Origin of the sequence: Chroococcidiopsis cubana SAG 39.79, assembly GCF_003991895.1 — a bacterium.
GTDB classification, from domain to species: Bacteria; Cyanobacteriota; Cyanobacteriia; order Cyanobacteriales; family Chroococcidiopsidaceae; genus Chroococcidiopsis; species Chroococcidiopsis thermalis.
The window spans coordinates 12,650-37,724 of sequence record NZ_RSCK01000029.1 but is presented as its reverse complement, the minus strand read 5'-3'; the positions used below and the strand labels follow the sequence as shown (position 1 = coordinate 37,724).

Annotated in this window: 18 protein-coding genes and 3 pseudogenes; 13 read left to right on the top strand and 8 right to left on the bottom strand. The window is 43.8% G+C overall.

Going from position 1 to position 25,075, the window contains the following annotated elements; genetic code table 11:
• The 11 genes from DSM107010_RS17935 to DSM107010_RS17880 all read left to right on the top strand — a co-directional run.
• Window positions 1-1,209 (top strand): OTU domain-containing protein (locus tag DSM107010_RS17935; protein ID WP_199755608.1); only part of this gene is annotated, 1,209 nt, incomplete at its 5' end.
• A gap of 140 nt (window positions 1,210-1,349) precedes the next feature.
• A complete protein-coding gene (locus DSM107010_RS17930; RefSeq protein WP_106166300.1) occupies window positions 1,350-2,486 on the top strand; it encodes a phage tail protein in 1,137 nt (378 codons plus the stop codon).
• Window positions 2,487-2,653: 167 nt separating this feature from the next.
• A complete protein-coding gene (locus DSM107010_RS17925; RefSeq protein WP_106166299.1) occupies window positions 2,654-2,890 on the top strand; it encodes a hypothetical protein in 237 nt (78 codons plus the stop codon).
• Window positions 2,891-2,905: 15 nt separating this feature from the next.
• Complete coding sequence (locus DSM107010_RS17920; protein ID WP_308726775.1) at window positions 2,906-3,382, top strand: tetratricopeptide repeat protein; 477 nt, start codon at window positions 2,906-2,908, stop codon at window positions 3,380-3,382.
• A 60-nt stretch (window positions 3,383-3,442) separates the two neighbouring features.
• Entirely contained in the window at window positions 3,443-4,645 is a 1,203-nt protein-coding gene (locus tag DSM107010_RS17915) for a DUF4159 domain-containing protein (protein WP_106166297.1), read from the top strand.
• 508 nt (window positions 4,646-5,153) lie between these two features.
• Window positions 5,154-7,073, top strand: a complete 1,920-nt coding sequence (locus tag DSM107010_RS17910; protein WP_106166296.1) for a hypothetical protein — start codon at window positions 5,154-5,156, stop codon at window positions 7,071-7,073.
• A 211-nt stretch (window positions 7,074-7,284) separates the two neighbouring features.
• Window positions 7,285-7,821: a hypothetical protein gene (locus DSM107010_RS17905; protein WP_127023530.1), complete on the top strand. Its 537-nt coding sequence runs from the start codon at window positions 7,285-7,287 to the stop codon at window positions 7,819-7,821.
• Window positions 7,821-8,258 carry a nitrogen fixation protein gene (locus DSM107010_RS17900; protein ID WP_106166294.1) on the top strand — a complete coding sequence of 146 codons (438 nt, stop codon included), beginning with the start codon at window positions 7,821-7,823 and terminating at the stop codon, window positions 8,256-8,258. The genes DSM107010_RS17905 and DSM107010_RS17900 overlap by 1 nt, the downstream gene beginning before the upstream one ends.
• 256 nt (window positions 8,259-8,514) lie before the next feature.
• Window positions 8,515-10,038, top strand: coding sequence for an FHA domain-containing protein (locus tag DSM107010_RS17895; RefSeq protein WP_106166293.1), 1,524 nt, complete (start codon window positions 8,515-8,517; stop codon window positions 10,036-10,038).
• 118 nt (window positions 10,039-10,156) lie between these two features.
• On the top strand, window positions 10,157-13,678 hold the full coding sequence (locus DSM107010_RS39745; RefSeq protein WP_199755607.1) for a VIT domain-containing protein: 3,522 nt from the start codon (window positions 10,157-10,159) through the stop codon (window positions 13,676-13,678).
• Between the two features lie 399 nt (window positions 13,679-14,077).
• The gene (locus DSM107010_RS17880) at window positions 14,078-15,727 is read left to right on the top strand and encodes a phage tail sheath family protein (protein ID WP_106166292.1); all 1,650 of its coding nucleotides are present in this window, start codon (window positions 14,078-14,080) and stop codon (window positions 15,725-15,727) included.
• Here DSM107010_RS17880 and DSM107010_RS17875 read toward each other — a convergent pair.
• Window positions 15,699-15,896 carry a hypothetical protein gene (locus tag DSM107010_RS17875; protein ID WP_127023527.1) on the bottom strand — a complete coding sequence of 66 codons (198 nt, stop codon included), beginning with the start codon at window positions 15,894-15,896 and terminating at the stop codon, window positions 15,699-15,701. The two genes, DSM107010_RS17880 and DSM107010_RS17875, sit on opposite strands and share 29 nt — an antisense overlap.
• Before the next feature lie 318 nt (window positions 15,897-16,214).
• Between DSM107010_RS17875 and DSM107010_RS42740 the strand changes: the two are divergent.
• Window positions 16,215-17,436: pseudogene (locus DSM107010_RS42740) on the top strand (IS256 family transposase).
• A gap of 34 nt (window positions 17,437-17,470) precedes the next feature.
• Here DSM107010_RS42740 and DSM107010_RS17865 read toward each other — a convergent pair.
• The 6 genes and pseudogenes from DSM107010_RS17865 to DSM107010_RS17840 all read right to left on the bottom strand — a co-directional run bounded on the left by DSM107010_RS17865 (window position 17,471) and on the right by DSM107010_RS17840 (window position 22,972).
• Window positions 17,471-17,674 carry a hypothetical protein gene (locus DSM107010_RS17865; RefSeq protein WP_106170707.1) on the bottom strand — a complete coding sequence of 68 codons (204 nt, stop codon included), beginning with the start codon at window positions 17,672-17,674 and terminating at the stop codon, window positions 17,471-17,473.
• Window positions 17,675-17,935: 261 nt separating this feature from the next.
• A pseudogene (locus tag DSM107010_RS17860) lies at window positions 17,936-18,094 on the bottom strand (IS6 family transposase); the annotation flags it as partial.
• A gap of 424 nt (window positions 18,095-18,518) precedes the next feature.
• On the bottom strand, window positions 18,519-19,442 hold the full coding sequence (locus tag DSM107010_RS17855; protein ID WP_106170710.1) for a transposase family protein: 924 nt from the start codon (window positions 19,440-19,442) through the stop codon (window positions 18,519-18,521).
• 582 nt (window positions 19,443-20,024) lie between these two features.
• Window positions 20,025-20,924 (bottom strand): transposase family protein, encoded by a 900-nt coding sequence (locus DSM107010_RS17850; RefSeq protein ID WP_106170716.1) that lies wholly within the window; start codon window positions 20,922-20,924, stop codon window positions 20,025-20,027.
• A 265-nt stretch (window positions 20,925-21,189) separates the two neighbouring features.
• Window positions 21,190-22,320 carry an ISAs1 family transposase gene (locus tag DSM107010_RS17845; RefSeq protein ID WP_127023524.1) on the bottom strand — a complete coding sequence of 377 codons (1,131 nt, stop codon included), beginning with the start codon at window positions 22,318-22,320 and terminating at the stop codon, window positions 21,190-21,192.
• A gap of 67 nt (window positions 22,321-22,387) precedes the next feature.
• On the bottom strand, window positions 22,388-22,972 hold the full coding sequence (locus tag DSM107010_RS17840; RefSeq protein WP_127023521.1) for an AAA family ATPase: 585 nt from the start codon (window positions 22,970-22,972) through the stop codon (window positions 22,388-22,390).
• Here DSM107010_RS17840 and DSM107010_RS42995 point away from each other — a divergent pair.
• Window positions 22,959-24,208: pseudogene (locus DSM107010_RS42995) on the top strand (ISAzo13 family transposase). The gene DSM107010_RS17840 and the pseudogene DSM107010_RS42995 sit on opposite strands and share 14 nt — an antisense overlap.
• On the opposite strand, the gene mobF reads toward DSM107010_RS42995, so the two are convergent.
• A partial coding sequence (gene mobF / locus DSM107010_RS17830; protein WP_158631813.1) for a MobF family relaxase occupies window positions 24,116-25,075 on the bottom strand: 960 nt, incomplete at its 5' end. The pseudogene DSM107010_RS42995 and the gene mobF overlap by 93 nt on opposite strands.

Below are 25,075 nucleotides of genomic sequence, written 5' to 3'. Positions count from 1 at the left end.
GAAACTCCCCAAACTGAAAAAATCTTACCAGAAGTTGCAAGGCAAAAGATATTAGCTTACTTGCAGCAATCCGGTGAGCCAAAAGATAGAATAAACATTATCGCAGGAGCGGAATTAATAAATGTTAACCCAACATTAATTACTAATGCTATTAATGATTTAGTAAAAACAAAGCAAATAGAAAGACTTGGAAAACCACCTAAATACACATACAAATTCTTGTCAGAAACTCCCCAAACTGAAAAAATCTCACAAAAAGTTGTAAGGCAAAAGATATTAGCTTACTTGCAGCAATCCGGTGAGCCGAAAGATAGAATAAACATTGTCGCAGGAGCGGAATTAACAAATGCTAACCCAAAATTAATCATCGATGCTATTAATGATTTAGTAAAAACAAAGCAAATAGAAAGACTTGGAAAACACCCTAACTTCACATACAAATTCTTGTCAGAAACTCCCCAAACTGAAAAAATCTTACCAGAAGTTGCAAGGCAAAAGATATTAGCTTACTTGCAGCAATCCGGTGAGCCGAAAGATAGAATAAACATTGTCGCAGGAGCAGAATTAACAAATGTTAACCCACGATTAATCGACAATGCTATTAATGATTTAGTAAAAACAAAGCAAATAGAAAGACTTGGAAAACACCCTAACTTCACATACCGATTGTCAGCAACTTCTCATAAGGAACCTGAAGGCTCTGAATACGTAGTATCCGAAGCCGCACAAGCAACACTCGACAACTTTGGATTAGAGAGTGTGCATGTACATCCTGATGGTGATTGTTTGTACAATGCATTAATACAAGCGGGTGCACCCTACAGTGATGCTGGCGAGTTTCGTGAAGCTGTAGCTGGTTATGTCCGAGATCGGTTCTATAACGACCCTAGGAGCATGCTCGACTATAATTTAACCGAGCAGGTTCTAGGTTTTATGGACCTAACTAATCTAGGTCAAGAGAGTTTTATAAATTTTATTCGCACTCAAGGGTCTTTCGACCACCTTGTTGGTGATCTTACCCCACTACTAATCTCTATGATGTTGGATCGCAGTATTAATATAATTCACCCCAATGGCACTAATGATATAGTTTATCCAAATGGCACTGCCGTACAGAACGCTGATGCCAATCAGTCACACGGAGCTTATACTCTGCTACGATTTACTGAGCCTAACGATCATTATTATGCTACCAAAGAGAGGCAATAGAGGCAAGCTTGTTTCATCTTCAACTTTCCTTCAGCAACTGTACCCGATGTAGGAGCATCAGTGACACAACGCGGGGCGCGAGCGACGCAGGGCGCAAAAGAGCAATGCACAAAGTAAAAGATTGAGAGGACAAGGCTGATATGGTTTCAGACCTTACTCAATACGGCGAAAAGAACGGCGGCATCAGGTTAGAATTAACTCCGATGATGGAACTTCCTGAAGCTGTGGCTCAGACAGATTTATTCTTAGGGGAACTTAGACAGACAGCAACAGCACAACAAAAGAATCAGTCTTTCACCCTGCACCCAGGAGAACCTACCTGCGTGATAGTGCAAATAGAGAACTGGGAAGTTTCTTCTGTACAACTGATCGTTTGGGTTAAAGGTAATTTTCCTCATAATTGGTGTCAGCTAGTACCAGAGACACCAAAACAAATAGCCAATACAAGGAGTAGCGACGACAAGGCACAGCCAATTGATTCAAAGGCGATAGAAATTCCTGCTAAAGGAAAGTGGTCTGGGGAACTACTAATATGCATTCCCGACAATTTTTTTGAAGATTGGCAAGCGATCGAATCTGGCAACACAAAACGCTTAGATATCAACTTTCAAGGGAATGTTTCGGTTTATACTCGCAACAGCTACAACCACCAGTCTGGGGCAGCACCATTTATGGCGCAGGTTGATTTCGATCTGTGCGTGCGTCCTCATAGTAATAAGGGTTATGTTGGAAAGCTGCCACAGATATACCGAGAACAAGACTTTGTTAACCGCTTTATTGGTATGTTGGAGCAAGCTTTTGACCCTGTTGTCAATAGCTTCAACAGTATGTGGGCAAATCTAGATCCTTTGACTTGCCCACAAGCACTGTTGCCCTTTTTAGCTCATTGGGTCGCTTGGCCAGAATCAGCCGATTGGAGGCTCAACCAACAGCGGCGATTAATTCGTCGGGCTGTGGAGCTTTATCGCTGGCGCGGTACTCGTAAAGGATTGCGGCTTTATTTACATTTATATACGGGTTTACCCTTAGATGACGACATCCCACAAGAAGCTAATAAGCATATCAGTATCATTGAACCTTTCAGTTCAGGATGGGTGCTAGGAAAATCCCGTTTAGGAGTGGATACTGTATTAGGTGGTGGAAAGCCTTATCACTTTATAGTACGGCTGCGCTGCGAGGACTCCAGCACAATTGACGAGCAGTTAGTTAGGCGAATTATTGACTCGGAAAAACCAGCTTTTTGCACCTACGAACTATTTCTTGAAAATCTTTCTTAATCGCTCGTTGGAATTTGGTAAATGGCGAAAGTGAGCTATTTAGTTTATCTATAAGGTGTGATATCTGTTATTTTCGTCAGCCAAATAAGCGAGATTAAGTATTGGTACAGTGTTCATCTGTTGAAAGAAGTTGAAGAATTTGAAGAAGCTGTGGAGTACAATCAGCTATGACATCAGAAGAATTTAGTTTATTAGTAAAAAATATTGTTTTAATCTTTGAGGAGATAACTCAAAAACTGATTGCAATTCAAGAGTTATTTGAAGAAAATTGTCAGACATCAGATGAGGAAGTTTACCTTCTATTTGAACTGGGAGCTGTGTTAATTACTGTAAAAGAATATGAAGCAGCGATCGCATCTTTTGACCAAACACTAAAGATCGATCTAAATTACGATTTCGCTTAGAGCAAACGCGGCGATATACTGATGGAATTGAAACGTTATAAAGAGGCAGTTACTTCTTATAATAGAACACTAAAAATCAATCCAAATGATAGCGATGCTTGGAGAGGTCACGGCGATGCACAGGCGAAGTTAAAACGGGATACAAAGGCAGTTAACTCTTACAGTCAAGCACTAAAAATCAATCCAAATGATAGCGATGCATGGAGCAGTTACGGCTTTTCACTATATATTTTAGGACGTTATGAAGAGGCAGTCAATTCTTACGACCGAGCACTAGAAATCAAGCCAAATGACGACGAGGTTTGGTACAACATAGCTCGCTGTTATGCCTTACAAGGGAACTTGGAACAGGCGACTGAAAATTTGCAACGGGCAATTGAGCTAAACCCGCAACGAAGACGAGCAATGGCAGAAAATGACTTAGATGTTGTTCGTATTCGATATAATGAGCGGTTTCAGAAATTAATTCAGGGAATAAACAAAGAAAATTGATATTTCTTATTCCTTTGCAAGATAAATGTATGCAGTTTCCTATCTCCCGTGAGGTTTTATATGACACGTCCCTTTCCTAGTCCACCAAACAATCCATTTGAACGTCTACAACCGAGTGATGGGATGCTCATTACTGCCTCACATTGGAAAAAACAGGAAAATTACCACCGTCGGCATCAGAAGGAGAACTATCAGTCGCTCAATCAACCAGGTATTGTTAACGGTTTGGGTGTACGTGCCGTTGCAGCTCCCAAGGAAGTATCAGCCGCTTATCGCGACCAAAGGTGGGTGCAAATTCAACCAGGTAGAGCTATCGATCTCGCCGGAAATGTAATTGTAGTGCCTAAACCATTAAACTTTCGGATTGCTACCGAATTGAAAGATTCTAAGCCAGTTAAGGTATACCTAGTAGCCAGATATCGCGATCCAGATGAACTCGAAGATCGAAAAACCAGTGAAATTGTGCAGGAGACGTACCGCATTGATGAAAAAAGCACTGCTCCCGATCCTAGTGTTGGGGATGTTGAGCTATGTCAAATTCTGCTGCAAATTAACAAAAATGCGATTACCGAGCCGACTGATGTTTTCTTTCCAGGATATGGCGACATCAATCTGTGCGAACGCTTACAAGCCAAGGCTTGTCCCGAAGGTTTAGTGCGCGTTGCTCAAATTAATCGCAGCGACGATCCTGAGTCTAGCCGAAACTTTTACAACCTTTGCTACTTAGTAAAAGTAGTTGAACGATATTGTCCGTCACTACGGGGAGTAAAAGATATCGAGCAAGTAGATTGGGCAGCTAATCTTCAAAGTTACGATCTTTTATATCTTACAGGTCAACAAAAATTATCGCTTAATGCTGTTGAAGTTACAGCATTAAAGAGTTGTCTCCACTCTGGAGGAACCTTGCTGGTCGATGTGCCATCCGAGGCAACTGAGCTAATTGAATCAGTACAGTTTTTAGCTGCTAAACAATTGAAATCTCCCCTAAAACCGCTAGAACAATTGCGCCCCGATCATCCTTTACGCAATGAGCCATGTTTATTCGACGCATTGCCACTCATAAATCAGCAGACGATACAACTTTTGTGTGGTGGGGATGGGGGATTGGTCTTAGCAATTGGTGATTTAGCCAGTGCTTGGGGACTGGAGAGAGGACTGAATTTACCGCGAGGCACGATTCGTGACGCGCAAGAGCTTGGAGTCAATATTTTGCACTATGCCTGGAAACGTCGGCAATTGAGCAACTTGTACAAGGAAAATTAGCTCTGGTAGAAAAATTGAAGACCTGAAAGGATGAGGAAAACGGCATAAACGAGCAGCCAAACGTGATAGAGACAATACAACCTCTAAGCTTTGGCTGCGCTTGTGCGAGTTGAATAATTAGACTTTGGGCTAGCACACTAAAGCAATGATGGATGAGACAATACTATCACTGACGAGAAGAAATAGCTCTCATTACCAGAATCAAGCTTGATTCTGGCTGTAGTAGCTAAAATGTCTAGTCAACGACTTTTGAACGTTCTAGATTAGAGGCACAATTATGAGTAGTGTTATCAATCTGTTGTTATATATTTCAGTTGAATGCTAGAAGGGCTATAGCTTTCAGTTTTCCATTGGTAATAGAGTAGGCAAGAAATCTCTCCCGACTCAATGAAAAAGCAAATGGGACTAATTCTATTCGGCTAGGGCAGATGTTAGTAAGCTAACTCAGTGTTGGCACCACTCTTGAGTTCGTCTGTCAGTTTTTGCTCCCTAACTAGAGAAAAATATTATGTATCAACCAGTGCAACGCAGAGCTAAGAAAACGAATTCATTTGGGCAAGGGAGTACTACTTCATTTACATATGGATCGAGTACTTTTTCCGTCGTGCAACGTCAAGCGAAAACAGCTAACCAATCGCAGTCCGTCGTTCACCCAAATGCTAACCGAACTGGATTGCCTGAATACTTAAGAGTTGGGGGCGAAATACTAATTGGTAAGCCGATGGATGATGTGACAGTCGACTACAACTCTGCCGAACCCGCAAAGGTGAACGCACAAGCAACCGCACAGGGGAAATATATTAAGCTAGCGCCAGGGCAAGAAGGGCATTTAGAACATGAATTCGGGCATACGTTGCAGCATATGCAAGGACAACGAGTGCAGCCGACAATGCAGCTTGGGGGGGTAGCGATCAATGACGATCCAATCTTGGAAAAAGAAGCAACCCAGCTAGGGGCAAAAGCTGCTACGCTCGGCAAAGCCGCAGTTTCAAATGCGAACTATCAGCCAGCTCAGACGTTGCGGCAGACAAGCAGCACTGTGCAAGATGAGTTCACTATAGTGCACAAAACACTATCGTCATTACCACAAACACCAGCAACAGCGCTACCAGATATTGTCGTACAACGTGCAAGAGCAAGCGATTTTTTGCCGGATAAACTAAAGTTTTCTACAAACCCGCCATATATCAAAAAAGGGAGTGAACAACAATCTCAACCAGTTGTAGAACCACGACAGGAAGAAACTCAACCAGTTACAGAAGCACAACAAAAAGAAACTCAACCAGTTGGAGCAACACCAGTAGCAGATAACGAACTAATTTTAAGTAGTAATCCAAAAGATACTAATGAAGAGTCTGTCAAGGAGTTTCGCCATCAAGTCACAAAAATGCTACATTTTTGGGGAGCCAAACCTCTGGTAGCTGATGTCAGAGTGAAGCCAATCTTGCTTGGTTCGCAGGAGAAACAAGCGATTATCCTCAAGTGGAGACCGGAATGGGGCACAAAACCCATATCAACCGATCTTTCCTCGTCTCTGACTGCAATCGATGCTAAGTTAGCAGTTGCAGCGGTTCAGCAGCTGGAAGGTTGGGATAAATTAGATAACACTGACCGGAAGATTCTGAAAAACTTAATAGGTGGTGAAACAAACAGGTTATCCGAGACAGTGCGTAGCAAGATGGCGGAGGAAGACTTTAAAGCATTAATGGCTATGAACCCAGAGGAGCAGGAAGGAAAACTCCATAATTTGATTACTTACGGAAAATTCTTGCCTTACTCCGTTGAGGAGCCATTAACCACCAACGAAAAAGTAGAATATACTATCGACCCGCTTTCAGAGCGAAAAGAGTTTAAGTTTAAAGGTAAAACCGCTGATGCTAAATTTTGGGGGGCACTTTTTGAGGAGAAGGGTGGTGGATCACATTCGATGACTATTATTGCCCCGAAAGAACTGGAGCCAGGATACCATAATTATACAGTGCAACAGATTGTTGATGCTGTTAGCTATTTACCTAAAGAAAACCGTTCACTAGTTAGGCAAATTAATTTTAATCCAGTGCCCAATCCTAGTAACGATAGAATGATTATGTCTGTGGTAGCGGATGGAGTAGTGATGGTTTATCCTAACAAAGAAACTAAGCCACTTAAGCATGATGATGGGCTAAAGGGAAACCTAATTCATGAAATAGGACACCTTTGGACAGTTCGTGATTGGGGTTGGGACAAAAGCAAAGGCAAATGGTTAGAATGGAAAGAAACTATAGCAGCAGACAAAGTTTTTGTATCAGAGTACGCAAAGGAAACCATTGACGAAGATTTGGCAGAAACTTTTCGGGCTTATTCCAGCACTAAAGGTTCACCTAAATTTGAGGAGTATCGCCAGATTGTACCTAATCGTTTTGCCATGCTCGACCGAGAATACAGGTAATTAAATATTCCTCTTCTGTCACCTTACGAAAGAAAAAGCTAAAATTACTGCTGGATCTATGATTTGCTTTTTTGTCATTTTGGAATAAGTGAATCAGAAAAATTACACTATGTAAGGGGTTTGAAATTTACCTCTGACAAAGTGACAGAAGAGAGAATATGCTCAAAATTTTTTTGCAATACCTCTATCTAATAGAGCAAAACCCAGTAACTTGGAAATTTCATCTTTACCTAAAATGATACAAGAAGATCGTACTGATAATACCGTAGTAGAAGAGTCCGTTGAGAAAAATGTAGCAGCGGTTCCAGAAAAATTAGTGCTTCTGGAAGTTGCAAAAACAAGCACTGTAGAAGAATCTCCAAAGCCTTTGTCACTAGCAGCAAGTACACCAACAGCAAATGTAAAAATCCAAGCAGCAATGTTAACCGAAAATACTCACATTCAATCTAGTTCGTCCGAATTCAGACATTCGGAATCAACCGCTGCAATAGACTCTCTCACAACTGAAGTAATCGGTGAAGAACTGGGCGATCGCAATGAGAACTCAATCGATAATGCACTAAACAATGCGATCGTCCGAAGGTATCAAGCGATGAATCCACACGATACCTTGTTAAATCTCTCTATTGAGGAGATGAAAGATGTTATTTTTAAGAAATCCTCACTTCTCTTTCATGCACCTTTTATAGGGATAGTGGAACGGGAAACATTCTCTTCTCAAGGAGACTCTTCTCTAGAGGAAAAATAATGAAAGAGATTAATATAGAAAAAGCTCCATTTTGTCCCAGTGCTAGAACAGAATTAGATAACAGTATCATCTATGGTGCGATCGGTGGGACAGTGACAAAACCGCGTGTAACTTATTTTAAGCAACCGCAACCTTTCACAGATAAACTATTAGCAAAAATCAGCCCCATTACACCTACAGAAGTTTTTCGGATTGCAGCACCGTGCGCCGCTTCTAATTGCCAGCATTTTGATGGTAAAGATTGTCGTCTGGCACAGCGAATTGTAGAAAAATTATCTGTGGTGGTAGAAGAATTACCACCCTGTCCTATACGTCGAGATTGTCGCTGGTGGCAACAGTCAGGTAAAGTTGCATGCATCCGTTGTCCGCAAGTAATTACAAATAATTACAATCCATCAGAATTGATGCGTGAACTGGCAGAACCTGCTTCTGTTTAAGCAAGAACCAAGAAACCCATTTCTAGATGTTTTGTCTTCCTCAATTTATAAAATAATACATTACAAATAATGAAGTCAAGCTATGTTGAAACCTAACCTACAACAGCTTAAACTCTACTTTTTTGTCAGCCAAGATTTAAGCTTTTCAGGATTTACTTGTAGTTAAACCTCTTCGCTTAAGCAAGCTGCAAAAAATCTTCAAGTTCGTCACAATTCAATTGCCAAAGCTCATTTCTTATTAGTACAAGGAGACCGTATGAAACTTCAAATCATCAATGCTCAAACACATGAAGAGTTTGACTTCGACTTAGTATCAGTAATCCGCCATCAGGGAAAATGCATGGTTGGTCGTTCTGCTACTTCTAATTTGCTCTTGGAACAATCTGATATCAGTCGCTGTCATGGTGAATTTTCTTATCAAAACGGTGAATATTATTTTACCGATATAGGTAGCACTAATGGCTGTTTAATTAACAATAAAATTGCCACCAAAAAGCACGCTTATTTACTCAAAGCTGGCGATGAAATTCGTCTGGGAGATTTTCTGCTAAAGCCGCTTACCGGAATTTATGAAGATGCTACAGTTGTCGCCCCAATAGCATCTCTATCTAATGGAGCCGAATCAGGCAACTCAGAAATTTCATCTGAACCTGAAATCGCACATGAGATTCCACAAATACCACCAGTAGACGAATCTACATCAGAGGAATTGCCAGCAGCTAAAGTTGCTGCACAACCAGAAGGTGTGGAACAGTCTAATATTGATGACATTGCTTTAGAACAGTCCATTGAAAACGCTCCAGCAAAGGATACAGAGACTATAGAAGCATCAACATCACCGGAAGTTACAGCAGAAAGTGGTATGACACAGTTGTCTGATGCTATTGTTACCAACTCCAAGGTGAAATCGTCCGCCGATGACTCTTTAGATGAGCCTAACGAAGATATCTCTGCAAAAGTTACAGATGCTACCACATTACAAGAGTCGGTATTACCATCCGCTACAGTACAAAGCAACACCGCCGACATTCCCTCAGTTATTGCCGAAACACCAAAACTCCCAGAAGAACCTCATACCGATACTACTGTTGCACAAATGATTGTTGAGGAAAACGCAACACCGATAGCAGAAAAATTAGTACTAATGGAAGTTGCACAAGCAAGCGTTGTAGGAGAATCTTCACACTCTTCTATACCAGATGCTAGTACATCAACAGAGCATGTAGAAGCTCAAGCAGCAGAGATAGCTGAGAATCCTCCCATTTCAACGGATGCGCCTGAACTCATAGATACAGAATCGACCAACGCAACCGTTTCTCCAACAAATGAAGCAACTGACGAAGAACTAGGCGATCGCGATCGTGTTTCAGCAGTTTCAGAAATTCTCAAGGAAAAATATATTGTTCTTCTAGCTCATGATAGCCAAAAAGCAGAGTTAGTTGATTTTATCCTACGCCATCAAGAAACTTTCTCCAAATGTTTACTAATGGCATCTTCTAATATTAGCGAAGTTTTGGATGAAAACAACATATTTGTGAGAAGAGTACTATCTAATTTAACTGCTGGTGGTTATCAAGAAGTTAATTCTTTGATTGCCTCTAAAAATCTTCTCGGGGTAATTTTCCTCCGAGATTTCCTTGCTCAGCAACCGTCACAAGCAAATGATGAAGCTTTATCCAGAGCCTGCAACGTCAATCCAGTTGTCTTAGCAACAAATATTGCTACAGCTCAAGCCTTTGAAGGATATCTCCAGCATTTAATTGCATCCACTTCCAAATAAATTTAGCCTAGCTGAAGGTTTAAACCGTTGACACTCTCACCGCTACAGGTGCAGCCTTAACGGGAGATTCTTAAAAGATTTCCGCTTGCACATAGATAAATCACAAAAGAGAATGACTATGGCTAAAACAATTGAACCCGACAATCAGCTATTGGCAGGATTATATGGAAAGACTGCAACCGAGCAACTCGTCTTCCCTCTGAAACATACAGAAGTTTTAGCTAAAATTGCTGGTAATTTGTCGCGGGTTGAAGTAACGCAAACTTTTGAAAATTCCTTCAGCGAACCTCTAGAGGCAGTCTATGTCTTTCCGCTGCCGGATGAAGCAGCTGTGGATGACATGGAAATCAAAATCGGCGATCGCACAATCAAGGGTAATATTAAGAAACGTGAAGAAGTCCAACAAATTTATTCACAAGCTCGGAGTCAAGGGCGTATAGCAGGCTTACTCGAACAACAACGGGACAATGTTTTTACCCAGTCTCTGGCTAACATCAGACCAGGTGAGCAAATTGACGTTACAATTCGCTACACAGATAGCCTGAAATTTGCCAGCGGCGATTACGAATTCATCTTTCCCATGGTTGTGGGACCGCGTTTTATTCCTGGTACACCAATTGATAGCAGTGGAAATACCAACCGCGTTCCCGATGCAGGGCGGATTAGTCCACCTGTGATGCCACCGGAAACTCGTTCAGGTCATGACATTCGTGTCACAGTAGAGATTGAGGCAGGTGTGCCAGTTTCTGATGTTCGCTCTCCTTCTCATCAACTGCAAATTGAACGTGGATCGATCGTGCGAGTGAAACTGGACGATCGATCCACAATTCCCAACAAAGACCTAATTCTACGCTATCGCGTTGCCGGTAATGAGACTCAAGCTACAGTGTTAACCCAATATGATGAGCGGGGTGGTCATTTCGCGATCTATCTGATTCCTGCCTTGGAGTATCGTACCGATCAGATCGTGCCCAAAGATGTGGTGTTCCTGATTGATACCTCTAGCTCTCAGCTTGGCGATCCACTGCACAAATCCCAAGAACTGATGCGCCAATTTATTCGTGGGTTAAATCCCGATGACACATTCACGATTATTGACTTTGCCAATACTACCAAAGCGCTGTCACCGACACCGTTACCAAATACGCCACAAAATCGTATCCGAGCAATCGACTACATCAATCAGCTACAAGCAAATGAGCAGCTACAAGCAAATGTTGGCACATATTTACTTGAGGGCATTCGTACGGTGCTGAATTTTCCTGCTACCCTAAGCGGTCGCTTGCGGAGTATTGTACTTTTGAGCGATGGCTACATTGATAACGAAAATGAAGTCCTTTCAGAAATCCAACAGCGGTTGCAACCAGGAAATCGGCTTTACAGCTTCGGTGTCGGCAGTTGGGTCAATCGTTTTTTACTGAATCGTATCGCAGAAATTGGACGGGGAACTGCCCAAATTATTCGTCAGGATGAACCAACCGAGGAAGTGGCACAGAAGTTCTGCAACCAAATCAATAACCCAGTGCTGACGAACATTCAACTAAGTTGGGAAGGCACTAAGCATTCTCCAGCCATTTACCCCTCAATACCGCCTGACTTGTTTGCCGAGCAGCCGCTAGTATTGTTTGGGCGTATCCCTCTGACAGAAGAAGACAGATTTAGTAAGAAGAAACTCCGCATTACCGGCATGACGGCGAGTGGTAAGCAGTACGAACAGACGCTTAACCTCATTTTTACTCAAACAGGTCATCCAGCGATCGCTCAGTTGTGGGGACGTGCTCGGATTAAAGACTTGATGAATCAGATGTTTGGCGACGAAACAAAAGCTGGAGTTGAGACTGTGACAGATATTGCCTTGACCTATCAGCTACCTACTCCGGTTAGACCAACAAAGTTAGAGTACACGCTTCCCGGTGTAACATTAGAGTACACGCTTGGTCATCCAATGGTTGAAGAAGTAGTTAGCGGTCCTCGCCCGATTGAAGGAGTAAATACTGCCGTAGCTGGGTTTATTGGCTTTACCGAGTCGGTGCGTAACGGCGCCCAGATAGGTAGGGCAATGCTCGTTACCAATTGGACGCAATACCTCAATTACTTTGCCGCTCCCAATTCCGACGGCTATACCGACTTCAATGCCTATCTGCCCTTTGCTGTGTATGGCTACTTTAACAACGGTGGTAGGCTTTGCTATATTACGAGCATTGGCACTCAACTACCTGGAACGTCTCAACCAACCCTACCGCCAATAGCTACCGTGCAGATTCCCAAACGTGGAAATCGCCCCACTTTAAACGTTTCGTTGCGTGCAGAACAGGCAGCAGCTCTTGGTACGATCCAAATTATCATTAGTGATAGCAGACCCCGCCCGATGCCCGAAGGAACACAAGGCGAACCACCGCCCAATACAGGAGAATACTTTTCCCTTCAACTGCGATGCGGCGATGAAATGCTAGAGCAATACGACCACTTGACGATGAATCCAGATGCTCCAACGCAAATGGCAACATATGTGGTAGAGGCACTGCGTTCTTCAATGTACGTCGAGGTTGAAGATGAGGCTCAACCAGGACAACCCCTAAATCGCCGCCCGATGAACGGCCAATACGATCTATCGCCTCCGTTGGCAATAACGACAATGACACCAGAGCGATTCTCTAACGATATAGTAGGATCGCAGGACGATCGCACTGGTCTGCGAGGTATGTTTGAGTACGATCAGATTACGATGCTAGCTTGTCCAGATTTAATGCGTGCTCATGAAGCGGGGATTATGGACCTCGATCGGGTTCACGCCATCATGCATCAGATGATAAATCTGTGTGACGCAACTATCGACGGCAGTACTCCTAATCCTCCCAACCGCATGGTAGTGCTTGATTCGCCCTACAATTGCGTCAAACCCCAACAGGTAGCGCGGTGGTTAGAACAGGAGTTAAAAATTCGTTCTATGTTTGCAGCCTTGTATTATCCATGGATCAGGGTGCGCAACCCCCGTAACGCGGGTCGTCTAATTTCAGTCCCACCCTGCGGTCACATGATGGGCGTGTGGGCGCGTACTGATGAAGAGCGTGGAGTTCACAAAGCACCAGTCAATGAAATTCCCAGAGGAGTTGTAGGTCTAGACTACGATGTCAATTACCGCGAACAGGAACTACTCAACCCAATAGGTATTAACTGTATTCGCAGGTTCCCAAATTGTGGCATTCGCATCTGGGGCGCTCGCACTCTAGTCGATCCAGAGGTAGAAGAATGGCGTTACATCAATGTACGGCGATTGGTGAGTTACATTGAGAAATCTATTCAAGAGGGAACTCAATGGGCAGTATTTGAAGCGAACGATCGCCGGTTGTGGGGAAAACTCCGACGTTCAACCACTAAGTTTTTAGAGAGGCTCTGGCGAGAGGGAGCCTTAGTTGGTAAAACTAGAGAAGAAGCGTTCTCTGTCAAGTGCGATGAATCAAATAACCCGCCCGAAACCATAAAATTAGGTCGCGTGTATATGGATGTCAAGGTTGCCCCCGTGCGACCAGCTGAATTCGTGATTTTCCGCATCAGTCAAATGAATTATTTGGATTTGGAAGATGAGGCACATTTGGATTTGGAAAACGAGCTACATTGGATGATAGGGTCGCTCGATTAATTCAAACATTCAATTAGTTTAGTTGTAGCAGGCGGGAGTAGTTTGCCTCCTTTTACCCTCTTGCGTCGCTCTGAGAAAATAAAAATCATAGCCAATTTTTCAACTGTAGATGTAGCCGCATTTGAGCGTTTATTCTCTAATAGAATGGTTGAAATCAAGCTTTTTTAGTAAAAGTCTTACGCCATGCGTCTCCTAGATTATTTTTTTCTTAAAGTGATAAAAGAAGGTCAAAAGGAGCTACATACGTGCGGCGGTTATCCACGTTGAGTAAAGTAGCGTGGGCTAATAATGATTTAACTCGATCCGTTGTTAGGGGGACTAACTCAAATCTCCAAGGCTATGAATTCTGACCGAGAAGTATTGAGTCGTCACTGAATTAGTACCAAAGGATATTCTCCTATGACATTAATTTACGTTGAAGAAGATTGTGGTAGCCGCCCAATTGAATGGGCGAACACTGCCGTGGCTGGTTTTATTGGTTTTACCGAAGATATTCGCGGTGGTGCTGAAATATCTAAGCCAATACTAGTCAAGAGTTGGGTGCAATACTTAAAATACTTCGCTTCACCTAACTCCGACGGCTTTACCGATTTCAATGCCTATCTACCTTTGGCTGTTTATGGCTACTTTCTCAATGGCGGTACTCGCTGCTGGATTACCAGTATTGGAACTGGACTACCCGAACGGTTGCCGGATCGCTCTCAACCAGTCCAAAAACAGCACTCAGGCGTTTTAGTAATTCCTCAGTGTAGTGGTCTTCCTTGTCTAAATCCGTTGTTGCGACCTGAGAAGACTGCTGAAGGTTCGATTCAAATTGTAATTAGCGATAGTACCTGCGTCCCGCCACCTACCAACGACCAAGAGCAAATCCATAACAGCCACTTCTTCACGCTGCTTCTTAAACGGCAGGGTGAGGTACTAGAACAGTACGAACACTTAACTATGGATTCAACGATTCAAAGTCAAACGGCTACCTATGTAGTTGAGGCACTAGAACCTTCAAAATATATTACCATACAGGATATTGCTCAATTCAATCAACCAATTTTAGAGGTAACAACCCGCCCCAAGAATGGAGAGTATGAGCTATATCCTTTTTTACCTACCGCTTCATACGATCGGTTTGCCCATGAAGTGGAAGGCGATTGCTACCAAGGAACAGGTGTGCGCGGAATTTTTACAATTGATGAGATCTCAATCGTAGCATTTCCCGATTTAATGCGAATCTATGAAGCTGGGATTCTGGACTTGGATCGGGTTCACAGCATTATGGAGCTGATGGTAAGCATGTGTGAGACATCTATCAGTGGCGATATTTTCAATCTTCCAAGGCGAATGGTGTTGTTCGACCCCCCTCCCGATTGCGTGAAACCTGAAAAGGTTGTGGGATGGTTAGAGGAATTTGGATCTCGCTCTATGTTTGCGGCGCTCTACTATCCTTGGATTGAGGTTCATCATCCTCGAAATAAAGATCTTTCGATCTTTGTTCCCCCTTGTGGGCATACGATGGGTGTGTGGGCAAGTATTGACAAAAGATTTGGAGTTTACAAAGCACCTACCAACGTAGTCACTGAAGGTGCGATCGGGTTAGCCTACGATGTTAACTTCGAGGAGCAAGAACGACTCAACTCGTTGGGTATTAACTGTATTTGTAAAGTTCCAGACCAAAGCATTCGGATCTTAGGAGCACGCACTCTGGTTGAACCAAACAGAACAGATGGGCTTTACATCAGCGTACAGCGATTGATAAGTTACATTGAGAAATCTATTAAGCTAGAAACTCAGTGGGTAGTATTTGAACGGAACGATTACATATTGTGGGAAAGAGTCTGGCGTTCGACCTACAAATTTTTAGAGCGGCTCTGGAGAGCGAGACTCTTAGTTGGTGAAACTAGAGAAGAAGCGTTCTTTGTCAAGTGTGATGCCGAAAATAACACGTCAGAAACCATAGCTTTAGGTCACTTATATCTTGATGTTGGGGTTGCCTCTGTGCAACCAGGTGAGTTCGCGCGCTTCCGCATCAGACAAAGTCTTGACCTTCTTCTTTAATCACGTCCGTTGAAGAAAAATTTTCCATTCCGCCGCACAGTGAAGCGGGAGCGATCGCCGTATTACAGTTGTAGATAGATAGAAGAATGAATTCGCTTTTGGTAATGGTAGTAACGAGCCAAGGCTTGATGAGAGCTGCGCCAATAAGACCAACGCAAAACGTGTTCAAGACACCAGAATGTGGGAAACAAGAATCGAGATACCCACCGCTTCATCTCCCAGATACTCAGTCGGATAATAAGCCTAGTGCCGCTTTGAACGCAGTTAGACTGCTAGTTGTTATTAGAGGTAAAGGGGGGTAGGCTGGTGAATAGCAGGCTCAGTTTGGTGTCGTAATACAACCAGAGAGGTTTGAGCCGCCAGGACGAGGGTAATATGTCGATACCAACCGTGCGCCCGAACGAACTTCATATTCGGGTATGTAAAATGAATTGTGTCAAAGGTCAAAACAAGATCTAATGAACTATTGAACTATTGATACAAATCCATGACCTTTAGACCTGAATTACTTGATGAGTTGCTCCAAGGCTACGATAATCCACAAGATTTACTGGGAGAAGGCGGAATTCTTAAACAGTTGACCAAAGCATTAGTAGAGCGGGGGACAGCAAGCCGACATGGATACCCACCTAGAAGAGCAACGCACCCAGGTTCAACAAGAACCGCTGCCTGTGCGAAATCGCCGCAATGGTCATAGTAAAAAGACTATCAAAGGGGAATTTGGGGAAGCCGAGATTATCATTCCTCGCGATCGCACTAGTGAATTCGAGCCAATTCTGGTCAAGAAGGGACAGACGCGCTTTGACGGTTTTGATGACAAGATTCTAGCCTTATATGCACGAGGGATGACCGCTCGTGATATTCAAGCACAATTGCAAGAGTTATACGGCGTTGAAGTGTCTGCTGGCTTAATTTCCAACATCACTGATGCAGTTGAAGAAGAACGCAAGTTGTGGCAAAACCGTCCACTCGATGCCCTTTATCCGATTGTCTATTTTGATGCCATTGTCGTTAAAGTCCGCGTCTGTGGGACGAGTCATCAACAAAGCCATTCACCTTGCTTTGGGCGTGAATTTGTCTGGGACTAAGGAATTACTAGGCATGTGGATCACCCATTCGGGAGTCTGCCAAATTTTGGTTGTCGATTTTAACTGAACTACAAAATCGGGGACTCAAGGATATAATCAATCGCCTGCATTGACAGCTTGACAGGTTTTGGTGATGCCATTGAAGCAGTGTTTCCCAAGACCCAAGTACAGCTATGCATCGTCCATCTGGTCAGAAACTCGCTCTTGCATGTCTCCTACAAAGACCGTAAAGCCGTCGCCGCTGACCTAAAGCTAATTTACACTGCCAGTACCGAAGCTGAGGCAGAGCAGCAATTAATGGCATTTGCCGAGAAATGGGACAAGCAGTATCCGATTATTAGCAAGTCTTGGATGGCTCACTGGCAGCGCGTTATCCCGTTCTTTGCCTTCCCGTCTGAAATCCGCAAAGCCATTTATACTACCGATGCGATTGAATCGGTCAACATGACTCTCAGAAAGGTTATCAAGAATCATCGCACCTTTCCCACCGACGATTCTGCACTTAAAGTCGTATATCTTGCATTGCAAAACATTTCTAAAAAGTGGACAATGCCGATTCGGGATTGGAAGGCCGCTTTGAATCGATTTGCGATCGCCTATGAAGACCGATTTCCGAATTGATTTTCATGCTTGACACAAACCATTTGACAAACCCTCATATTCCCCTAAACCTAACTGAATCTTTGGCGAGTTTAAAGCATTCTTCAATTCGCCACCTTTGCCCAGCTATCTGAGCCATCGTTTCTAGAGTCGTATCGCTCTTGGCAGTTTCTTCTGTTTCTAAAAATGTCTTCCCTAATAGAATCGTGATTTGGCGCGTGACAAATTCAGCATTGCTCTCAACGATTGATGCACCCATTTCCCTATTACTCCCCCAACATGCGCCATATCCAAAGCATACCAGGTTTTCTTTCTCACATCAACTTTTGGTCATACTCATAGAAATCGTACTGGAGATCCGAATGACACTCTGTCATGGCATAATTGAGACGTTTAAAATGCTAGAGAGCTTGATTCTAAATCGTTTCAAGCTCTCTTTCCTAGCACTTTTTGTTTTCTCATGAATAATTTAGGCTAAGGTGTTCCCCTGTGAGTCCACCGCACGATACAAATACTTTCACTTTCCTTTGACCTTGACGTACGTTTCATCTACCCGCCACGAATCATTGGCAGGTCTCAGATGAGGACGAATTCGTTTGTCCAGTTCTGGAGCATATTTCAATACCCAACGGTTTATTGTGGAATGGTCAACCTCCACTCCCCGTTCCTGCATCATCTCCAGCTAAACATACAAAGTCCATATTAACCTGGCACGGAAAGAGAGGGCAGGGCTTCTGGTCAAGTCGAGATGTAGTGCAGTCTTGTTGCGTAATCTATAAAAGCCCTGCCCTCTCTTTTATTGCCGCCTTAATAATACGCTCTAGAGCATAACAGCTTCTCTTCCTCACATCAATATCTGGTCATACCCTGTAACTTGTAACTTCATTTGCAGACAAGGTTAAGAACACGCCAACCGAGTCCACCTGGGATTACAGATCCGCCTCCATCTTTAACAGCTTTTCTGCTTACAACCCTTCCTGCGTTGTTGTACACATCCTCTGCAACTACTCTCATATGTCTAGTTGCACAATTAGCTGCCCGATAGTAGACTTGTTGCTCAATAGCGAAAAGACGGCAAGATAATCAGCTTTCATCCGCTTTCACTACTCCGTTAACCTTAAGCAGCTACTCAGGTAGAAGTTCCACAGTCCGCAAGCGGTCAACATCAAGTGGTCATCGAATCCAGACACACGATTCCTGTATACTTCTGCAACAGCTCGATAGCGCTTCACCCCAGCAAAGGCATTTTCACACACCACCCTTTCTTGACTCAGTTGCCGATTTTCTCGCTTCTGGTCGTCCGTTAAGCTGCCGCCCCGTGGCTTTTTGTGGGGAATGCGAACCTGAACCACCTCGTTTTGCAATCCCTGAAAGCCCAAATCCAACGCAATCGGAATTTCATCAGGGATCGTTTGAGCTATCTGCGTTTGATCGAGCAAGCGCTTATCGTGCACTTTGCCTTCTCTTGCTGGAGTTAGAATCAGAACACGCTTTTTTTCATCTGTTGCTCCTAAATGCTTGCGAGTATGCCGTCGCTTTTTACCAGAGTAGTTGTCCTTCTGGCTCTCTTTGTCCTGGGGACGGGCAATCGGACGCTCAGTGCCGTCAATCATTACTGTCTTCACTGAAGGAAAGCGTTCGATGAACGCCTCGACGCTATCAATTTTGCGCTCTGGTAGTGCTAGCTTCTCGCCTAATGCTACTTCCAGCATCGGTTGTAATCGATGTACCCAACGGTTAGCACGGCTATAGTCCAGGTCAAACAAAAAGCCCAAGACATCAAAAGTGGGGTAGCACTTGAAGTACACCAAGAGCAAGAACAACTTGGATTGACTTTCACCCAATTGCCCTTTTTGCCCCCCGCCCGCTGCCCGTTGTCGAGGACGACCTGCTAAGGTTTGGTGATTTTGTGCGGCAAGGTATGCACGCTCAAAGGCTGGTAGCAGCTCATCAAAGGCTTGGCGGTTCAGTCCGCTCAAAGAGCGTAGCAGTCTGTCGTTGTTGAGCGCTCGTTCGATATCCAGCATGGGAACAGCTAGGGCTTTTGTCTTGTTTTCAGTTTAGCTTATTGAGCAACAAGTCTAGTGTATAATATATCCACCAGGGAGATTCGGTGGAAATAATTTTTCTCGATAGATGATATTATTTCTGTTTTGTCTACTAGCTGTGATAAAATCAACATCAACAAGTATTCGTCCACTCACTTGCACCCAATTCTGAGCTAACACATGAGTAGGAGCTAGCAAAGTAGCCAGACTTATCAAGCTGACAGCAAATTTTTTCATCAGAATAAACCTCACATTAATTCAAGTTAAGTTTCGAGTAAACTAGAGTACTTAAGAGCGCTTGCCGAACTGCCTCTAAATATCTATCGGGCTAATTCCGATAGATTTCGCACATGAGTTGGGAGTTACCCACAGAAAAATTTATTCTTTAGAGAAAAATATGGAAGTGTTGTAGAATTGTTGATATGTTAACCTTTCTCTGGAAAATAGTAGCATTGATTCTACTAAAATTAGCCATGATTACGCAAGTAATGCATTAGACCTGTTGCTTTATAAAAGTTTCCAGAAGTAAGACACAGACTGTCTTTTCTCTCCCTTTACCAGTTAAGCCGCTTCCAAATAGAAATTCCACAGCCCAGCCGCGGTCAGCATCAGACGATCGTCGAAGTCAGGCATACGATTCCGATAAATTGCCGAAACCGACTGAGATCGCTTTATCCCAGCATGAGTATGTTCACAAACCACCCGTTGTTTGCTCAACTCAGTGTTTTGCTGTTTGTGTTCCTCACTTAACTCTTTCCCCCTTGGCTTTTTATGTGGCAAGCGAATGTTGACAAACTCGTTCTGCAAGCCCTGAAATCCCAAGTCTCCTTCAATCCTCACCGCATCTGGAATGTTTTTCACTAGCTCGGCTTCGTCCAGTTGCCGCTGATCGTGGAGCTTTCCAGGTTGGGCTTGAGTCAACAAAATCACTCGCTTGTTTCGGGTACTTGCCGTGATGTGCTTACGGGTATGCCGCTTCTTCTTGCCTGAGTAATGCTGCTTCTGCTTTTGTACATCTTTTGGTCGTTGTACGGGACGCTCTGTCCCATCGACGACTACCTCTTTTACTTTAGGAAAGCGTTCCAGAAACTGCTCAAGGCGCTCAATTTTGCGTTCGGGCAACACCATCTTTTTGCCCAAGGCATTTTCTACTATAGGTTGCAATCGATGCACCCACCGATTTGCTCGTCCCCGTTCCAGTTCAAACAAAAAGCCTAAAACATCAAATGTCGGATAACACTTGAAGTAAAACAAAATGAAAAATAGTTTGGCTTCCATGCTCCCCAGTCGGGCTTTCCTACCCCCTCCTCTAGCTCGTTGGCGCGGTTTGGATTCACTCTCTACCCACTCCTGATAGACCGCACTAAAAACCTTACACAGCTCGTTCAACGCTTTCCGATTCAGCCCAGTCAATGCCCTTAATAGGCGGTCATTCTCCAGCGCACGATTGATGTTGAGCATAGTCTACTGCTTGAGCGGGGGGATAAACAGGGCAAACGCATCGAATAAATGCACAATGAAATACTAAGAAGCGGTTTGGGCTAAAAATTCTGAACATAACAAACTGGAGTAATGCTGAAGGCTAAATCAGGAGGTTATAAGTCTCAAATTCTCTTCTATAGACTCATTTAGCCAATAACTTGATGCGTCAAATTCTAGACTATTTTCAATGCATACTTTAATGCAGAGTTAGCCTAATATTGTAGTTAAATTTTGCGTTTAGCTTTTATCCAAACAGAACTTTAGCGAGATAATCATTATCCCAACCAGCTTTGAGCCGTTTATTTTTTATTCCAGTTTTCACTGATTTATTTTGTTGCAGGAGACTATGAGCTATGTGGCGTAGGACGGCAAAATTTTGGGGAGCATTATCCTTTCTAATCCGACTATCATCCTCACGAAAAGCTACATCTAATACCCAGTGCAACGAGTTTTCTATTGCCCAATGCTGGCGGATTGAATTAGTAAGTAATTTGGCATTATTTGGGAGACTACTAATAAAGTAACGGGTCTCAATCTTGGTTTTGCCTTTAACAGTTCTCATCACATCTGCGCGACCGATGCTTTGTAGATTCTGCCATTCTCCTTCTGGATCTATTTGATTTTGAATATTGCTCAACATCACATAATATCTCGTTTCTTCACGACCATGATTCGACTCAGACACTCGATTTGTGCTGTGAGTGAATCCTTGATATTTGCTTCTTAGTGCTTCCGAAAATAATGCTTCTACCCGTTTATATAAAGAACCTTGGTTCTTCTTTAAGGTGATAATGTAATCTGCTTCTTGCTGTGCTATTAACTTAACAATCTCCTTCTGACAGCCCATGGCATCTATCGTGACAATACACCCTCGTAGTGACAACACCTTGAGTAATTCTGGAATCGCTGTGATTTCCTTCGATTTCTCATCAACTTTAACTTGTCCTAAAACTAATATGAGTTCAGTCGCCCAAGCGCTTACCATATGAATAGCTTTCTTATCACCTCCATTATCATAGGAATGGCGCAGTGTTTTTCCATCTATTGCCACTACTTCTTTTGCCACTACCTTGCTAATAGACTTAACCCAATTTAAAAAACAATTTTGAAACTCTTTTGGCTCTAAACGACTAAAAACTCTAGCAAAAGTATCGTGACTTGGAATTCCATTAGGCAGTTCTAGAAACTGCTTCAACCATTCATGTTTAGCTTGACCGTAAATTTCTATCTCTACCCAAGTATCAGCCCCACAAATTACTGCACAGATAGCGATAGTAATGATATCAATTAACTTATGCTGTATGCTCCGCTCAACTCTTGGATCTTCCATCTCACTAAAGTGATCTGCAATGGTAATTTTCGGCTTAAGTTTCATCAGGCGTAGAAGCGTGAATTATTTCCTTTTTAGGAAAAGTATTTGTTCCAGAATACCACTTAGATACTTAGTATAAATTTGCGTGCGTTCGCCCTGGGTTGCCTGCCTGCACCGCTGATAGTTGTTTGGAATCTCCAACGAATAAAATCCTTGCTCCTGATTGGGTCGCTCTTTGCAGTAGCTCGAACCCGTTTTTCGCTCCAATCAAACCAGCTTCGTCTACAATCCAGTACTGCGGAGTGGGGTCTAGTGAGAGGCGATTGCTAGCCAGTAAAAGATCGACTGTTTGTGCTTCCACTTGTAATTCCTCACCCAGAACCTTTGCCGCTTGAGCGCTAGGGGCTAGTGCTTTAACGCTGTATCCCCGCTCTGTTAGTAACGGCAGAACTTCTTTGAGCGCGGATGTCTTCCCTGCACCTGCTACTCCCTGCCACGCGATAAATCGATCGGTGGTCGTTGCTGTTAGTTTTACGGCTTGTTGCTGACCTAAATTCAAGTCTGTTTGTCCTAGCTGCACTGCGATCGCCTCAGTTGAGGTCAGCGCCTTTACCGCTCCTTGTCCTTCTTGCATCAGCCGAATTGTGGCACGTTCTCGCGCTAGGGCGATTTCTACCAAAGAAATTACCAGATTAGCTAAGATGCTCTTATGCATTAGAAAATCTAGGAGCAAGATGTTGGAACGTCTTAGGCATGAATGCCCGTCTTTAGAGCGCTCGCAAATAGAGGACTTGCGACTTGCCGCTTCCAAAATGCGTGGTGCCCAAAGACGTAACTTCCAAGCTCAAATGGCATTGAAGTATTGCAGCGGCAATGCTCGATTAACCGAGACAGTCTTTGGCTGGGGGAGAAACAATGTAGAGTTAGGACTGGCAGAAAATCGGACAGGAATCATTTGTATTGGGGCGCAAGCAGCCGTGGGTGGTGCAAAGCGATGGGAAGAACGCTTTCCACAAGCCGCAGAAACTTTGCGGCAGATCGCCGAGGCCCATGCTCAGCAAGACCCCAGTTTTCTGACGACGATTGCTTACACCCGGTTAACAGCAGCAGAAGCAATCGAGCAACTGCAACAGCAGGGATATCCTAACGAACAAGTGCCAGCTCCTAGCACAATGGCACTGATATTGAATCGGATGGGGTACCGTTTGCGTTCTGTGGTCAAAGCCAAGCCTCAAAAAAAATTCCCCAAACAAATGCCATCTTCGACAACATCCAAACCATTGACAGGCAAGCGGACAGCAGTGTCAAACGCCTGAGCATGGATTGCAAAGCCACGGTTAACATTGGTGATTTGGCTCGTGGCGGTCAAACCCGTGGAGACAACCGAGCCAGCGATCATGATTTTGGAACTGATGAAAAGTATATTCCTTGTGGGATTGTGGATGAGGATAGCGGACAACTGCACCTAATGTTTGGCAGTTCCTCGAAAACCAGTGATTTTATGGTCGACGCGCTTTATGAGTGGTGGAACGACCTTTCACCTGAGCAACAACAACAGACTCAACAGGTCCAGCTCAAAGTCGATAATGGTTCTGAAAGTAGTGGGATTCGTACTCAATTTCTCAAGCGGATGGTGGAGTTTGTCGATTGCATCCGCAAGCCCATTCACCTGCTCTACTATCCCCCCTATCACAGCAAGTACAATCCGATTGAGCGGTGTTGGGGGATTTTGGAAAAGCATTGGAATGGAACCAAGCTGACGGATGCTCTAACCATGCTCCTGTGGGCAAGAAGTATGACCTGGAAAGGACATCATCCTATCGTGAAGTTGAACCTGAAAACTTATGAGAGAGGCATTTCACTGACTAAAAAAGCAATGCGGGCAATCGAGAGGAGATTGGCACGAAATCCACTTTTGCCTAAATGGGATATTCTGATTCAACCCGTCTGATTGCCTGATTGGTAACAAATTTATTGGAAACCGCCTTATCAGCAAGCGAGTCGTGTAGCGGACGCGATTGGTCTCAGGCGTGCGAATCAATTCGGTGTTTTGCGCAATCAGATCGTCTAATCGCGATAGATCGCAAGTCAAATGCTCGCTTAAAATATACTTCTCCAAATCCTGGCGGCGGAAAGCAACTTGATATTCCGAGCAGTGGGCGATCGCTTCTTCAAGTATTTGAGGCGTGAGGGGAGTACCTTTTAAGTCGGGACGCGGTTGGCTGGGAGTGACAAACGCGATTTCCAGCTCTTGAAGTCGCGCTCGTTGGTTTCGGACTAACTCTTCCTCACAAACGTGTTGCTTGGAGGAGCGGGTTAGCAGCCGAGCTGTGTTTCTTTGCTCCCAAGTTGGGTTTTCTGGAGCTAGCTCTAGAGTTTGCTGTTGCCTTTGAGATGATGCTAGAAGCTGCGGTCGTGAATAGCCGACGATCTCGAACTGACCTCCTTCTAGCAACTGGATTTCGTATCCCAGTTTTTGGACTTCCAGTACCAGGTGGTGTCGGTACTGCAAACCCAAGTATTGTTGATCTGCAAGAATTTGCTCGTTGGATAGGGCATACCATTTACCATTAGTCGGCGATTGAGTGGCATTCACGATCAGACAATGCGTGTGTACGTGGGGATCGAGCGATCGCGATTCAGGGTGGTCGATCGCGATTGCGATTAAGTTTCCGGTCTTGACAAAGGAGCGTTCGCCGTCAATCGTTATCCTTGCTCCTACGTATTCTTTCTCTATTTGCCCGATAACTAGTTCGACTGCTCGCATTTGAGCTTCGAGTAACTGCTTGTCTCCTCCTGGTAGTGCTTGGATGCTGAC